The 15,249-nt window shown below is 29.1% G+C and carries 14 protein-coding genes; 11 read left to right on the top strand and 3 right to left on the bottom strand.

All coding sequences use genetic code 11. From position 1 onward, the window contains the following. Positions 1 to 8: 8 nt before the first annotated feature. Genes trkA through LEBU_RS09805 form a run of 3 tightly spaced genes read right to left on the bottom strand, consistent with a single transcriptional unit; the run spans position 9 to position 2,877 of the window. Positions 9 to 1,367, bottom strand: a complete 1,359-nt coding sequence (trkA, locus tag LEBU_RS09815; protein ID WP_015770181.1) for a Trk system potassium transporter TrkA — start codon at positions 1,365 to 1,367, stop codon at positions 9 to 11. A 33-nt stretch (positions 1,368 to 1,400) separates the two neighbouring features. Beyond that, positions 1,401 to 2,378, bottom strand: coding sequence for a porphobilinogen synthase (gene hemB, locus LEBU_RS09810; RefSeq protein WP_041761015.1), 978 nt, complete (start codon positions 2,376 to 2,378; stop codon positions 1,401 to 1,403). Positions 2,379 to 2,400: 22 nt separating this feature from the next. After that, positions 2,401 to 2,877 carry a precorrin-2 dehydrogenase/sirohydrochlorin ferrochelatase family protein gene (locus LEBU_RS09805; RefSeq protein ID WP_015770179.1) on the bottom strand — a complete coding sequence of 159 codons (477 nt, stop codon included), beginning with the start codon at positions 2,875 to 2,877 and terminating at the stop codon, positions 2,401 to 2,403. A 182-nt stretch (positions 2,878 to 3,059) separates the two neighbouring features. Here LEBU_RS09805 and LEBU_RS09800 point away from each other — a divergent pair, with 182 nt between their 5' ends. The 11 genes from LEBU_RS09800 (at position 3,060) to LEBU_RS09750 (ending at position 15,242) form a co-directional block, all read left to right on the top strand. Further along, positions 3,060 to 3,665, top strand: coding sequence for a histidine phosphatase family protein (locus tag LEBU_RS09800; protein WP_015770178.1), 606 nt, complete (start codon positions 3,060 to 3,062; stop codon positions 3,663 to 3,665). 126 nt (positions 3,666 to 3,791) lie between these two features. Continuing rightward, positions 3,792 to 5,513 carry an arginine--tRNA ligase gene (gene argS, locus LEBU_RS09795; protein ID WP_015770177.1) on the top strand — a complete coding sequence of 574 codons (1,722 nt, stop codon included), beginning with the start codon at positions 3,792 to 3,794 and terminating at the stop codon, positions 5,511 to 5,513. Between the two features lie 336 nt (positions 5,514 to 5,849). Beyond that, a complete protein-coding gene (locus LEBU_RS09790) occupies positions 5,850 to 6,134 on the top strand; it encodes a hypothetical protein (RefSeq protein ID WP_015770176.1) in 285 nt (94 codons plus the stop codon). A 20-nt stretch (positions 6,135 to 6,154) separates the two neighbouring features. Then, entirely contained in the window at positions 6,155 to 7,006 is an 852-nt protein-coding gene (locus LEBU_RS09785; RefSeq protein WP_015770175.1) for a polysaccharide deacetylase family protein, read from the top strand. A 159-nt stretch (positions 7,007 to 7,165) separates the two neighbouring features. After that, complete coding sequence (locus LEBU_RS09780; RefSeq protein WP_015770174.1) at positions 7,166 to 7,678, top strand: septal ring lytic transglycosylase RlpA family protein; 513 nt, start codon at positions 7,166 to 7,168, stop codon at positions 7,676 to 7,678. Positions 7,679 to 7,730: 52 nt separating this feature from the next. Further along, complete coding sequence (gene fabG / locus LEBU_RS09775; protein ID WP_015770173.1) at positions 7,731 to 8,459, top strand: 3-oxoacyl-ACP reductase FabG; 729 nt, start codon at positions 7,731 to 7,733, stop codon at positions 8,457 to 8,459. Positions 8,460 to 8,479: 20 nt separating this feature from the next. Continuing rightward, complete coding sequence (locus LEBU_RS09770; RefSeq protein ID WP_015770172.1) at positions 8,480 to 9,112, top strand: RNase H1/viroplasmin domain-containing protein; 633 nt, start codon at positions 8,480 to 8,482, stop codon at positions 9,110 to 9,112. Positions 9,113 to 9,139: 27 nt separating this feature from the next. Next, a complete protein-coding gene (locus LEBU_RS09765; protein ID WP_015770171.1) occupies positions 9,140 to 9,580 on the top strand; it encodes a hypothetical protein in 441 nt (146 codons plus the stop codon). Positions 9,581 to 10,112: 532 nt separating this feature from the next. Then, complete coding sequence (locus LEBU_RS09760) at positions 10,113 to 10,697, top strand: SGNH/GDSL hydrolase family protein (RefSeq protein WP_015770170.1); 585 nt, start codon at positions 10,113 to 10,115, stop codon at positions 10,695 to 10,697. Positions 10,698 to 10,875: 178 nt separating this feature from the next. Then, positions 10,876 to 12,708 carry an acyltransferase family protein gene (locus tag LEBU_RS09755; RefSeq protein WP_015770169.1) on the top strand — a complete coding sequence of 611 codons (1,833 nt, stop codon included), beginning with the start codon at positions 10,876 to 10,878 and terminating at the stop codon, positions 12,706 to 12,708. Between the two features lie 257 nt (positions 12,709 to 12,965). Further along, the gene (locus LEBU_RS09750) at positions 12,966 to 15,242 is read left to right on the top strand and encodes a RelA/SpoT family protein (protein WP_015770168.1); all 2,277 of its coding nucleotides are present in this window, start codon (positions 12,966 to 12,968) and stop codon (positions 15,240 to 15,242) included. Positions 15,243 to 15,249 lie beyond the last annotated feature (7 nt).

The raw sequence follows: 15,249 nt of genomic DNA, 5'->3' as shown, positions 1-15,249 counted from the left end.
TCTACTCCTTAAATTCGCTCAAGTATTTCGTCAAAATCTTCTATTGAAGGAATTGTTGAAACTATCATCACACTGTCATTAATTTTTATCATATCATTTCCACCTGGGAAAATCATTTTTCCATTTCTCAATATACTTGCAATTAATGTACCTTTTTTTATCTTTAATTCTTTCAATGGAATATCAATGGCAATACTATTTTTATTAATCTCAAATGTAATAAGTTCCACTTTATTTTCCAATCTATACAATAAGCTCATTGTAGAACTTCGCATATTCGTTCTTGATCTTACAACACTAATTATCATATCAGAAATGACTTTTTTTGGTACAACTATTGATGTTTCTGTATTATTTTCCAATATAGGAAGTAATAAAGTTCTATTCATCTTCGTAATTAACTTAGCATTTGTTATAGAATTTGCAAACATTGAAATAACTGCATTTTCCTCATCACTATCAGTAATAATTACAACAGCATCGTAATTTTTTATACCTTCTTGAATTAAAAATTCCTGATCTGCTTCATCTCCTTGTATTACGATGGCTTTTGAATATGCCTCGCTCAATTTCTCGGCTTTCACTGGCTCATTTTCAATAACCTTGACTTTATTTTTATTTTCCAGAAGTTTTCCAATTAAATAGTGAGTAATTGTTCCGCCACCGATAAGCATTGTAGAATTTATTTTTAAATTTCTTTTCTCGATTCTATCATAAAATTTACGTACCGAATTTATAGAACCCGCAATATATATTATATCTCCTTCCAGAATTGTAAAATCTCCGCTTGGTATAAATATTTGGTCACCTCTTTTGACGGTGCAAATTATTACTTTGTCTTGTGGATCAAATTCAAGTTTTTTTAACTGTGCTCCATTCAAGAAACTATATTTCTCGACTCTTATTGAAATAAAATTTGCTTTTTGTCCAAAAAAGTTTTCCACGCTCAATGCCACTGGGAACATCAGTTTATTAGCAATATTTTTCGCTGATTCAAATTCAGGATTTAACATAAGCGAAATTCCCAGATCTTCCCTTACGAACTGCATATTTGAACTGTACTCAGGATTTCTTACTCTTGCTATTGTATATTTTGATCCAATTTTTTTTGCAATAATTGAAGAAATTATATTCAATTCATCTGATTCTGTTGCCGCAATAAAAATATCAGCAGTATCAGCATTTCCTTCAAGCAATGTTTCATAGGAAGCTCCATTTCCTACAAGCCCCGTTATATCGTAAGTTTCCACAAGTTTATTTAATACTTTCTCTTCTTTTTCAATCAGTATAACATCATTTCCTTCTTCTGATAATTCACTACAGAGTGATTCTCCAACAACACCTGCACCTACTATTACTATTTTCATATTTTTTACCTTTTCTTTTTTATTATTTATTTTTTAGTTTTCAGAATTTTCCAAAAATTTGGCTACTTCTTTAGCATAATATGTAATAATTGCATTTGCTCCAGCCCTTTTCATCGCATACATCTGCTCCATTACAATTTTCATTTCATCAATCCAGCCATTTTGAGCTGCCGCCTTTACCATTGAATACTCGCCTGAAACACTGTAAGCCACGATTGGAATTTCAAATTTATCACTTACTTTTTTTATTACATCAAGATACGCCATCGCAGGTTTCACAATTATAATATCCGCTCCTTGTCGTAAGTCTTCAACAACTTCATCTATTGCATCCTTTGAATATTGAAAGTTCATCTGATACGATTTTCTGTCGCCAAACTGAGGAGCGGAATCTGCTGCATCTCGAAACGGTCCATAAAATGCCGATGAATATTTTACTGAATATGCCATTATTGGAATATTTTCAAAATTATTTTCAGCTAGAACTTTGGAAATTTTTTCTACACGTCCATCCATCATATCAGAAGGAGCCACAATATCTGCTCCTGCTCTTGCATAAGAAAGTGCTGTTTTTGCCAAAACTTCCAATGTTTCATCATTTTTTACATATCCATTTTCATCAAGTATCCCGCAATGTCCGTGGCTTGTGTATTCACAGCAGCAAATATCGCAGATTACAAGAAAATTATTATATTTTTTCTTTATAAATCTGACTGCATTTTGGATAACACCATTCTCATTATAAGCCTCTGTCGCACAGGTATCCTTATTTTTTGGAATCCCAAAAAGCAAAATCGAATTTATTCCCAATTTTACCAGCTCATCCAGTTCCTCCGAAAGCCTGTCAATTGAATATCTAAAAATTCCAGGCATTGACAGAATCTCGTTTTTAATATTTTCACCTTCTTCAATGAAAATAGGATAAATCAAATCTTCTTTTGCAATGTAAACATCCTTTACAAGATTTCTTATCACTTCATTTTTACGTAATTTTCTATGTCTTTTAAACATTACTGTTTCACCTTTTTTCATTTTATTTTTCTATTTTATCCAGAATCTTTTGAATCTCGCTTTTCATAGCACGTGAACGTCTGCAATTTTTTCCGCCTGTTGAAACTGCAATTTGAAATTCATCATTTTTTACAATTCCTCCAAACATTGCATTCATTTCAGTTTTTGAAGATATATTATTTATTAAGATTCCACGTGAATCGCAAATTTTAGCAATATTTTCATTTAGTTCTTCATCATTTGTAGCTGCAATGACGAGAAAATAATCTTTTACAAGCTCTTCTATTGTATCCTTATCATTTTCAATTCTTTTATTATCTACAATTTTCACATTTTCCAGCTGAAGCAGTTTTTCTTCTTCAATTTTTTCAGTAACAATTGTAACGTTTGCACTATATTCTAAAATTTTAGTAATTTTCTTGTATGCAATTTTTCCCCCGCCAATCACCAGAATTTTTTTGTTTTCTAAATTTACAAATAATGGAAACCACATATTCATTCCATCTCCTTCCGTTAGTTTTTTGATGAGAATAGAATACCACATTATAAATAGAAAAACAAGGGCATTTATCCTAATAATCTTTTTTCCTGAATTAAAAATAGTGTGATTTTTTTTAGTAAAAATGATAGAATAGATTTGTTTATCAATTTAACTTTAAAATTTAAAAAGGAGAAGGTTTAATGACAGAAATTTTATTTATACGGCACGGCGAAACGGATTGCAATAAAAAACGACTATACTATGGGCATTTGAACCCAGGATTAAATGAAAATGGGCTTTGGCAGTTAAAAAATACTAAAATAAATTTGGAAAAAATGAAAGAAAATAAAAATATTGATATTGTATTTTCAAGTGATTTGAAAAGATGTAAAGAAAGTTTGGAATTGCTGGAAGTTGAAAAAAATATTGAAAAAATTTTTTCCGAAAGATTAAGGGAGCTTAATTTTGGAAATATTGAGGGAAAAACATATACGGAAATTGAAAATGAATTTCCGCATTACATTGATGAAATGAAAAATAACTGGCGATATTTTAAGACAGATGGTGGAGAGAGCTTATTTGATTTGCAAAAAAGAGTTGTAAAAAAAATTGATGAAATAAAGGAAAATTATAAAAATAAAAAAATATTAGTTATGGCACACGCTGGAGTTATTCAGTCTTTAATTAGTCATTATCTTTTTGGAAATTTAGACGGTTACTGGAAATTTAGGCTGGATAACGGAAGTATTACAAAAATGATGGTTACAGATGATAATTTCATCTATTTTGATTATATTAATAAATAATAAATAAATACTTCAAATTTTACAAAATTTATTATATAATATTTGAGTAAATATTTTTTATATGGATTATGCGTTATCCGTTAATTAACGTAAATTTATGAAAGGAAAGGACAAAAATTTCAAATAATGGAATTACTGACAATAAAATTAAAAAAATTGTTTTCAGAAAATATATCTCGTATTTTTGGTGCTGATTATATTGAGAAAATAGATATTCAAAATTCTACAAAAAAAGAATTTGGAGATTTCCAAACAAATTTTGCTATGATGAGCTCAAAATTAATCGGAAAAAATCCACGTGAAATTGCAAATACAATTATCGAAAATTTTGAAAAAAATGATATTATTGAAAAATTGGAAGTTGCAGGACCGGGATTTATTAATATTTTTTTGAAAAATAGTTTTCTTAATGAAGAAATAAAAAAGCTGGAAAATGAAAAATACGATTTTTCTTTCCTGAATATCGATAAAACTGTAATTATCGATTATTCTTCTCCAAATATTGCCAAAAGAATGCACATTGGACATTTAAGAAGTACAATTATCGGTGATTCAATTAAAAGAATTCTTAATTTTCTAGGATTCAAGACATTGGCAGATAATCATATTGGCGACTGGGGAACACAGTTTGGAAAACTTATTGTAGCTTATAAAAACTGGCTAGATAAAAAAGCATATGAAGAAGATCCAATTGGCGAACTTGAAAGAATTTATGTGCTGTTTTCAGATAAAGCGAAAAAAGATCCCGCTTTGGAAGATGAGGCACGTGAAGAGTTAAAAAAATTACAGCTTGGTAATGAAGATAATCAGAAATTGTGGAAGGAATTTATTGACATTTCATTGAAGGAATATAATAAAGTTTATGAAAGGCTTGATGTAAATTTTGATTATTATTACGGCGAATCATTTTACAATGATATGATGCCTTCTGTTCTTGAAGAGTTAAAGAAAAAAAATATTGCAAGGGAAGATCAGGGAGCATTAGTTGTATTTTTTGAAGATGACAAGCTGCCGCCTGCTATTGTTCAAAAAAAAGATGGAAGTTTTTTATATACAACTTCAGATTTGGCTACAATGAAATTTAGAAAAAATGAATTAAAAGTAGACGAAGCAGTTTACTTAACTGACGATAGGCAACAGAATCATTTTAAACAAGTCTTTGAAATTGGAAAAATGCTAGGAGAACCTTATGATTACAAGAAAACACATATTGTATTTGGAATTATGAGATTTGGAGACCAAATTTTTTCTTCCAGAAGTGGAAATACAATAAGACTTGTGGATTTACTGGATGAAGCTAAAAAGCAGGTCAAAAAGGTAATTGATGAAAAAAATCCTAATATTCCTGAAGAAGAAAAGGAAAAAATTGCTGAAACTATTGGAAGCGGAGCTATAAAATATTTTGACTTGAGCCAGAACAGGACATCTGATATTACATTCACTTGGGAAAAAGTATTAAACTTTGAAGGAAATACAGGTCCTTATTTACAATACACCTATGTTAGAATTATGTCAATTTTCAGAAAATTGGAAGAAGAAAATATTAATGTGGAAAATATGGACATTGTCTTAGATGAAATGGATGGAATTGAGCGTGAATTAGCATCAGAACTTCTTAAATTCCCGCAAGCAGTTGTCAAGTCTTACGAAAATTTCCGTCCAAATATAATTGCTGACTATTTATTTGATACAGCAAAATTATTCAACAGCTTTTACAATTCAAGCTCCATCCTGAAGGAAGAAGATAAGCAAGTAATGGATGCAAGAATTCTATTAGCTAAAAAAACAGCATTTGTACTGAAAGAAGGGTTAGAACTTCTTGGAATAAAAACTGTAAATAGAATGTAGAATTATGAAGCTAAAATTTTCGTACAAACAATAAAATACGCTAAATAAAGAATATTAAATACAAAAACTTTAAAAAGAGTAATAAATTAATTGAAAAACAACATTCATTTAATTGAGATTTAATGAATATAGTGTATACTATATTTAGATCGATTAAAAGATCTGAAACCTCAATTAACCCCCCCTTTTATGAGACCTCTTTTTAAGAGGTCTTTTTTCTTTTGGTTAATTTTTTGACATTTTATTTTTAAAATTTGTCTTGAAAAATTGCTTAAAAAGAGTATAATATAATTAAATTAATAAATTTAAAAATTAAATATAGAAAAGAGGAGAAAAATGGAAAATCAAAATTTTATTTATGATTACAGAAATGACCATGATGGTGAAAGTGATAAAAAACTGGGAAAAAATGCAGTAATTTTATTTGTTGTTTCACTGTTACTTGTGTTATTGTCACATTTTGTCTTAATTGGACAAAAAGCAAAATTTACAAAGGAAATACCGACACTAAAGGAAAATAGGCAGAAATTGGAAAAGGAAGTTGAAACTCTTAATGGAAATTTAAAACACAGTGAAGAAAGCTACAAAAAAGCTGAAGCTTTGATAAAAAAATATAAATAAAAAACGAGAGAGGTAAGGAAATGAAAAAAACATTATCAATGGTTGCTATATTATTAGCTGTACTTGGATTCTTATATTCAGCAGTACATATTTTTGGAACAGGTATAAAATACTTTGAATATAGCGGATTAAAGTCAAACGTTAAAAAATTAACAGAAGAAAAAACTAAAAAAACAACAGAATTAGCTGCTCTTACTAAAAAAAATGCAGATGTGAAAGCAGAATATGAAAAATTAAGAGCTGAGAAAAAAATTAAAACAGTTTATCTGACATTTGATGATGGACCATCTGCACATACTGATCAAATACTTGAAATTTTGAAAAAAAATAATATAAAAGCAACATTTTTTGTAATTGGAATCGGTAAAAATTATAATGATTATAAAAAAATAATTGACCATGGACATGTACTAGGACTGCACACTTATTCACATGAATACAAGGAAGTTTATGCAAATGAAGCAAGTTTCTTTAAAGATCTTTATAAAATAAGAGATGCTGTAAAATCAACAACTGGATTAGATGTAAAAATCACAAGATTTCCTGGCGGTTCAAGTAATGCAAAAGCCTCTAAAGCTCTGAAAACAGCGATAATTAACAGAATGACAAAAGAAGGATATGTTTATTTTGACTGGAACTGTGACAGTACAGATGCTTCAGGAAATAACGTGCCAGTTCCTAAATTGGTCAAATACGGAGTTTGTACAACTCATCCTGAAATTAATGTGTTAATGCACGACACAAATGCCAAAAAAACAACTGTTCAAGCATTACAGCAAATAATTGACGGATATAGAAAAGCTGGATATACATTTGAAACATTGGATGTAAATAGTCCTAGAATCCAGCATGTAAAACAACCTGAAATGTAGTAACTAAGTAAAAAAAAAGTGATAAAATCTAAATCTGTGATATAATGTAGAAGTTGATTGAGTAAAAAAAGTAAAATTATACATTTTTCTACTTAAGTCATATAGTTGTATTTTTTAAATATTACTATAAAAATTTTAAAATTTTAAGGAGAATATTAAATGAGAAAAATAATTACTATACTTGCTGGATTGTCATTATCATTATCATTATTTTCGGAGGGAAAAACAAAAAAAGACGATATAAATATAATTTACATAAAGAATGAAATGATAAAAGCTGCTGATAACGGAATAGATATAAACGTTTCAAAAGCAAACGACAATACTTCTACAATAATGACAATAAAAGAAGAGGATTTACAAAAATTCACACATTATCAAAGTGGAATAGCTTCATATTACAGTAAAGGATTAGATGGAAGTAAAACTGCAAGTGGAGAAAGACATCATATGACTGAAATGGTCGCTGCCCACAAAACATTACCATTCGGAACAAGAGTTAAAGTTACAAATTTAAGCAATGGGAAGGAAGTTATTGTAAAAATTAACGATAGAGGACCTTTTGTAAAAGGACGTGTAATTGATTTAAGCTATGGAGCTTTTTCACAGATTGAAAGTCCAGGAAAAGGTATTACAAAAGTAAAACTTGAAATTTTAAATGCTTCAAATTAGTTAGTAAATAAACGTGCATTTGCAAAATTTCAAAAATTAAAATTAGACAGGAATGGAAGGTGGAAAAATAGTGTTAAATGGTAAAATAGCATTAATTACAGGTGGTTCACGAGGAATTGGAAAAGAAATCGCATTGAAATTTGCTGAAAACGGGGCTACAGTTATCTCAGGAGATTTAATTGATCCTGATTACAGCCACGAAAATGTCTCACACGTAAAATTAAATGTTACTGATAGAGAAAATATAAAGGAAATTGCAAGTGAAATCAAGGGAAAATACGGAAGACTGGATATTCTTGTAAATAATGCAGGAATTACAAGAGATTCGTTGCTTCAAAGAATGAAGGAAGCAGATTGGGACTTAGTAATCGATATTAACTTAAAGGGTGTTTATAACGTAATGCAAGGATTTGTTTCATTATTATTAAAAAGTAAAGCCTCAAGCGTAATTAATATGGCTTCTGTTGTAGGAGTTGACGGAAATGCAGGGCAAACTAACTATGCTGCTACAAAAGGTGGAGTAATCGCTATGGCAAAAACTTGGGCAAAAGAATTTGGTAGAAAAAATCTTAGATCAAATGCAATTGCACCAGGATTTATCGAAACAAATATGACTCACGTATTGCCTGAAAAACTTATAGAAACTGTACTTGCAAACACTCCACTTAGAAAAATGGGAGATGCTGAAGATGTGGCAAATGCGGCACTATACTTAGCAAGCGATATGTCTAAATTTGTTACAGGGCAAGTTTTAAGAGTTGACGGAGGATTAAATTTATAATTTAATAAATTTATTGAAAAATGTCAAAAAATAAAAAATTTTATGCCTATTTCATTATAGATACAAATGAAAATGGGATACTTGAAAACTGGACAGATTGTCAAAAAAAGGTAACTGGGGAAAAAGCCCGATATAAGTCATTTAAAACGTTTTCTGATGCACAGGAATGGTTAAATTCTGGAGCAAACTATGAAAAAAAAGAAAAGATTGATTTAACAGAGCTGTACTCTGAACTGGAACGTGATGCAATTTATTTTGATGCAGGAACGGGGCGTGGTAATGGTGTAGAAGTTAGATTAACAGATTTTGACGGAAATTCATTGCTTTATAAAATTATGAATGAAAAAAAAATTAACGAATATGGAAATTATTACGTTGCCAATACCAGAACAAATAATTTTGGTGAATTAGTCGGTATTTACATAGCTCTTGTCTATGCTAAGAAATACGATACAAAAATTATTTGTGGAGATAGTTCACTAATTATTGAATATTGGGCAAAAGGGCGATATAATAGTTCTAATCTGGAAAATGATACAATAGAGCTTATAAAAAAAGTTACCTTAATGAGAAACGAATTTGAAAAAAAAGGTGGAATCGTAAAAAAGATTTCTGGAGATGTCAATCCAGCTGATTTAGGATTTCACAAATAATATTTAAATTTAAAGAGGAGGTTTTTCATGAAAAAATTATTATTAATGGCAATGATGTTGATAATGTCAACTATTGGATTAGCAGCAAACAAAGCTATAAATAGAGTTTATGAAGGAGATTACAGTAGATCAACAAATACATTTGTCTATGAGAAAGATAATTTAATTTTTCCAAACAAATTACTTAATTATACAGTAAAAGACGATACTGGATTACTGGATGGAATTTATGATTTTATGGCAAAAAAATATGGCGTAACTTCTGAAGATTCTGTTACTTTTAATGTTCAAGGGATAGTTTCAAAAGATGGAGTTTTAACTATAAAAAAAATAATAAATTATAGGATCCCTGAATATAGATTACATTCAGCAGAAACTTATTCTACTCCTTCTGTTCCATCAACAGGCACTGAGAGTGACACGCAGGAAGATTCTGAAATTAATAATGATTCTGATTCTTCAAATTAAAAATTAAATATGACTCTTAAAGAAACTTTTTTTGATAATTTTTATTATTGAATTAAGTTTCTTTTTTATTTAGGGCGTGTCTGAAAACTATCGAAATGATGAATTTTTAACAAATTTTTCCAAAATCAAAAATAATAAACACTGATTTTATCGTGATTTGTATAATTTATAAAATCAAAAAAACATTAAAAATAACATAGATTTCGAGTTTTCAGACACAGCCTAGGTAAATTATAAGTTATATAAAAATTTTAAAATTTTAATTTTAGCCTTTGAATAGTTTGTAATAACTTTTTGAGTTTTATTTTAAATAAATTTCAATATAAAAGTAAAAAATATATTTAAAAATAATTTGACAAATTGAGAATTATATCATATAATAATATGTTTAAAAGATTTTTTATAAAAAAGTTTCTTTAAAATTAAGACTAAAAATTATATTTATTTAATTTTTTGATTATATCTGAGGAAATTTAAATAAAAATTTTTTAAACTAAAAAATAGTATAAATAAAAAAGGAGAAAAATTAATTATGAAAAAAATTCTTTTAATTTTAGTAATATTAGTGTTCGGTTCGGGAATTATTATTGCGAAAGAGATGTTTAATGGGAAAGTACCTGAAGATATTGTGTTTGTGGGAGATTCTATAATGGATAGCAGTAAAAAATATATTGCGCCTAACTTTAAAAATCCTTACTTTGATACAAAAATTTCGCGTCAATTTTCAACATTGCCGGGAATTGTTTCAAAATTAGTGGAACAAGGAAAGATAAAAAATACATTAGTTGTTCATCTTGGAACAAATGGTAAATTTACTGACAGGGATTTTGATTCTGTTATGGAAATGGTAAAAGGAAAGGATGTATTCTTTATGAATACTGCACACAAAGACCCTTGGGAACAGGAAGTGAACAGAAAGCTTGTAGAGAAAGTATCACAATATGAAAATGCCCATCTGATAGACTGGTATTCTTATGCGAAAGGAAAAAATGAGTATTTTTACAAAGATAGAACTCATCCAAATGATAAAGGACAAAAATATTACGCAGACTTTTTAACTAATGAAGTAAAAAAATATTATCTTGGAGAAAATAATAAAGACGAAATTTCAAAATAATACTTTATTTAGATAATGAAAAATAATTAAATTATTCATAATTTTTCATACTGCTACTTTAATTTCAAGCTTAAAAAAATTGAGCTGTGTTAAAAAACATAAGAGTTTTCCAATTTTTTAAGTTTGTACATTAAAGTAGTTTTTTTTAAACATATTTTTTAGAGGAGATTTTAAATTTATGAAGAAAAAAAGGATACTAAGTCTTGATATTTTGAGAGCGCTTGCTCTTGTACTCATATGCGTTTACCATTGGACTTTATTCAAAGGTACGTATATTGGTGTTGTTATATTTTTTGCATTAAGTGGATATTTAGTTACAAGTGGGCTGCTTTCCAGAGATTTTTCGATTTTTTCAGTAATTAGCCGAAGACTAAAGAAAATTTATCCAAGTTTGTTAATTGTGATTCTGGCTTCAACAATTGCATTGTATTTTGTGAATAATGGACTTGAGATGAAATATAAATACAGTGCTTTATTTTCAGTATTAGGACTAAATAATATTTATCAGATTTTTTCGAAGATGTCCTATTTTGATAATTTTGGAATTATTTTGCCATTGACTCATATATGGGCATTATCGTTCTTAATACAGATGTATGTATTTTTTCCAGTTTTAGTACAAGGATTAAAAAAATTGAAATTAAAAGATTATACTATGGGAAGTATTTTTTTAGCAATATCAGTAATTTCAGGATTAGTGATGGCTTATATATTTTATGCTACTTCAAAATCATCAGAAGGAGCTGATTTTTCGAGAATTTATTACGGAACAGATACGAGAGCATTTTCATTTTTCTGTGCGGCTGGGCTAGCTTGCTTTTATTCAAGAAGGGAAATTAAAAGTAATGTTGAAAAGAAAATTGTATATGTTCTAGGAATATTGGGAATAGTTTCAATAATTGTCTTTTCATTTGGAATAGATTACAGAAACGCTTTAAATTATTATGGACTTATGTTTTTAGTTAGTATTCTATTTTCATTTTCAATAGTCTTGTTCTCTAAACCTGAATTAAAGAAATTTGATATTTCAAAATACAATAAAATTCTTGATCCTGTCATAAGATTAGGGCAGCATCAGTATCAGTATTATTTATGGCAATATCCAGTAATGATATTTGCACGTGAATATTTTAAATGGTCAAAATTGTCAAATTCTCAGCAGTTTTGCATACAATTTATAGTTTTAATCTTTATTTCCGAATTAAGTTACTATTTATTTGAGAAAAAGAGTATAAAATATATAAGTTATCCTATTTTGGCATCTATTGCTTTAATTCTAGTTTTTTCTCCAATTTATGAAAATAAAGATTTGGAAGAAATGAAAGCTATACAGGAAGCCCTAGCTTCAAACGAAAAAGAAGAAAAAAATAATACGCCGCCAGTTTCAACTGCACCAACTACCCCTGCTGTAAATACAGGAGATAAACCCTTGACAATGGATGAACTTCTTAATGCCCTGAATACTCCGTCTAAAAGTATGGAAGAGGATACGAAAATGCAGAATGAAATTCTGAAAAAATATCCAAATGATGAGCGTGATATAATATTTATTGGTGATTCTGTATTGCATATGACAAGAGAAGATTTGAAGAAAAAATATCCAAAAGCTATTATTGAAACAAAGGTAGGTCGGCAATTTTATCAGCTGCCAAATATGTTAAAAAGTTTATCTCAGGATGGAAAATTGAGAAAAATTGTCGTAATTGCACTTGGAACAAATGGAACAATTTATGAAAAGGATATGAAATCTGTTTTAGAGACGTTAAAAGGACATGATGTTTACTTTATAAATACAGTTATGCCAGACCCTTGGCAAGACAGCGTTAATGCGGAAATTAAAAAAGCGGGAGAAAATCCCAATATAAAGGTTATAGACTGGTATTCATATTCAAAAGGAAAACAGGAATATTTCTACAAGGATGGAACACATCCTAAACCTAATGCGGCAAAAAGATACATAAATCTAATTTATTCTGTTTTAAGTAAAGATATTTTAAATCAAACTAAATAATATAATAAAAAAGACATGAGCTTTGAAAGTTTCGAAATTTACTGAACTTCTTTGGTCATGTTTTTTATTGATTTTATAAATATTTTTATTTTTCAAAATGATTGAATTGGAAATATTTAGGAATTTAGCTTTACAAAACAAAATTAATTAAATTTATTAATATTTTTAGGATAGATTTTTTTTTCAATGTATAGTACAATAATTTTAAGAAAATGTTGTCAAATAAAAAGTTTTATTTGACGCTAGGAGGAAATGAGATGGACAGAAAAGAAACTTTGAAAAATGAAAAAAACGAGAAAAGTGAAATTTTAAAAAATGATTGGAAAATGACGGCTGATGAAATGGAAAATACAAAGATTCCTGCAGTAGTCAATAAAAGTTATGATGAATTACTTCAGCAGCTGGAAGATAGAATTAAAAAAAATAATCTAGATGTAGATATGGATAAAATATTAGCGGCTTTTGTACTTGCTTATGGAGCACACGAAGGACAAAAACGTAAAAGTGGTGAAAATTATATTCTTCATCCTGTGGAAGTTGCGGAAATTCTGGCAGACATGAAAATGGATACGGATACAATTGTAGCTGGACTTTTGCATGATGTGGTTGAAGATACCCAAATTACTTTGGCAGATATAGAATATCAGTTTGGATCAGATGTAAAAAAATTAGTAGATGGAGTTACAAAACTTAGGAATTTACCAAGGAATTTCAGCAGAAAAGTTGAAAATACAAGAAAAATGGTAGTAGCAATGTCACGAGATGTCCGAGTTGTGATTATAAAGCTGGCAGACAGGCTTCATAATATGCGAACACTAAAATTCATGAAACCTGAAAAACAGCTGGAAAAGTCAAATGAAACAATTGAAATTTATGCGCCAATTGCTCATAGAATTGGAATGGCAAGAATGAAATGGGAACTTGAGGATATAAGTTTTAGATTTTTGTATCCAAAGGAATATTATGAAATTAAGGAACATGTAAATTCAAAAAGGCGTGAACGTGAAGAGTATACGGAAAAATTTATTAAAAAAATAAAACTGGAACTTGAAAAAAATAATATAAAAGCGGAAGTTACAGGACGGCCAAAACATTTGTACAGTATTTATCGAAAAATGATTAAAAAACAAAAAAGATTTGTAGATTTGTATGATTTAATTGCAATAAGAATTATTGTTGAGGAAAAAACTGAATGTTATAGTGTGCTGGGAGTGATTCATAATTTATTTGAGCCAGTGTTTGAAAGATTTAAGGACTATATTTCAAGACCAAAGATAAATGGTTACCAGTCTGTCCATACAACTGTGAAAGGTCCAGATAATCAGAATGTTGAAATTCAGATTAGAACGGAAAAAATGCACGAAATAGCAGAAGAAGGAGTTGCGGCACATTGGAAATATAAAGAAAATAAATCAAAATCTAAAGATGAAAAATTTTATGCGAATATAAAGAAATTGGTCCAAGGGGATAAGGAAGCCTTGGAATTTGCCAAGGAAATTACAGGAAATATGTTGAGAGAGACAATATTTATATTTACGCCAAAAGGTGAAGTTGTCGAACTACCTAGGGACTCAACTGCATTGGATTTTGCATTTCAGATTCATACAAAACTTGGATACAAGACAATTGGTGCAAAAGTAAATGGAAGAATGGTTCCATTGAATCAGAAGCTTAACAATGTTGACAGAGTTGAAATCATAACTTCAAAATATCCTAAAGGACCTGGAAAAGACTGGCTTGAAATGGTAAATAACCATAGTTCACGGTCGAAAATAAGAAAATGGTTTAAGGATAAGGAATTTGAAGAAAAGTCAAAAGAAGGGGAACAAATTTTAGAAAAAGAATTTGAACGGATTGGATTAAAATTAAAGGATGTTCTGGAAGATGAGCGAGCTTTTTTCTATACAAAAAAATTTAACATCAATGATAATAAAACATTATTTTATCGATTTGCAATCGGAGATTTATCACTCGAGGGCTTTATAAATAAATTTGAGAAAAAAGAAGAAAAGGATCTGGAAACAGTTCTTGAGGAAGAAACGGAAAAAGGAAATAAGCAGAAAAAAAGAAATGGTAATGGAGTAAAAATTTCTGGAACTGAAAATACAATGTACCGTTTTGCAAAATGCTGCAGTCCGCTTCCTGGAGATGAAATTCGGGGCTATGTGACACGTGGACGTGGGATTGCAATTCACCGTGCGGATTGTGACAATTTTGTTTTATTAATGGAAAAGGAGCCAGAGAGAGAAGTTGATGTTTACTGGGATGAATCTGCGATTAATGCCAATAGCATATATGAATTTAATTTTACAATAAAAGCAGCAGACAGAAATGGACTTTTACTGGATATTATCCGTATTTTAAATGAACATAAAATAAGCTTGATAAATGTAAATACGAATAATTCCAAGGAAAACGGGAATAAACGTATATTTATACATTTAAGAATAACGGTTCGAAGCAGGGAAGATTTTGACAAGCTAGCTAAAAATCTGATGTCAATGAAGGAAGTCATTGAAATAATAAAAAAATAAGAGGGTC

It is taken from the genome of Leptotrichia buccalis C-1013-b (assembly GCF_000023905.1).
Classification (GTDB): domain Bacteria; phylum Fusobacteriota; class Fusobacteriia; order Fusobacteriales; family Leptotrichiaceae; genus Leptotrichia; species Leptotrichia buccalis.
Note: the sequence above shows the minus strand (reverse complement) of the source record. Positions and strands in the feature narration are given on the sequence as shown.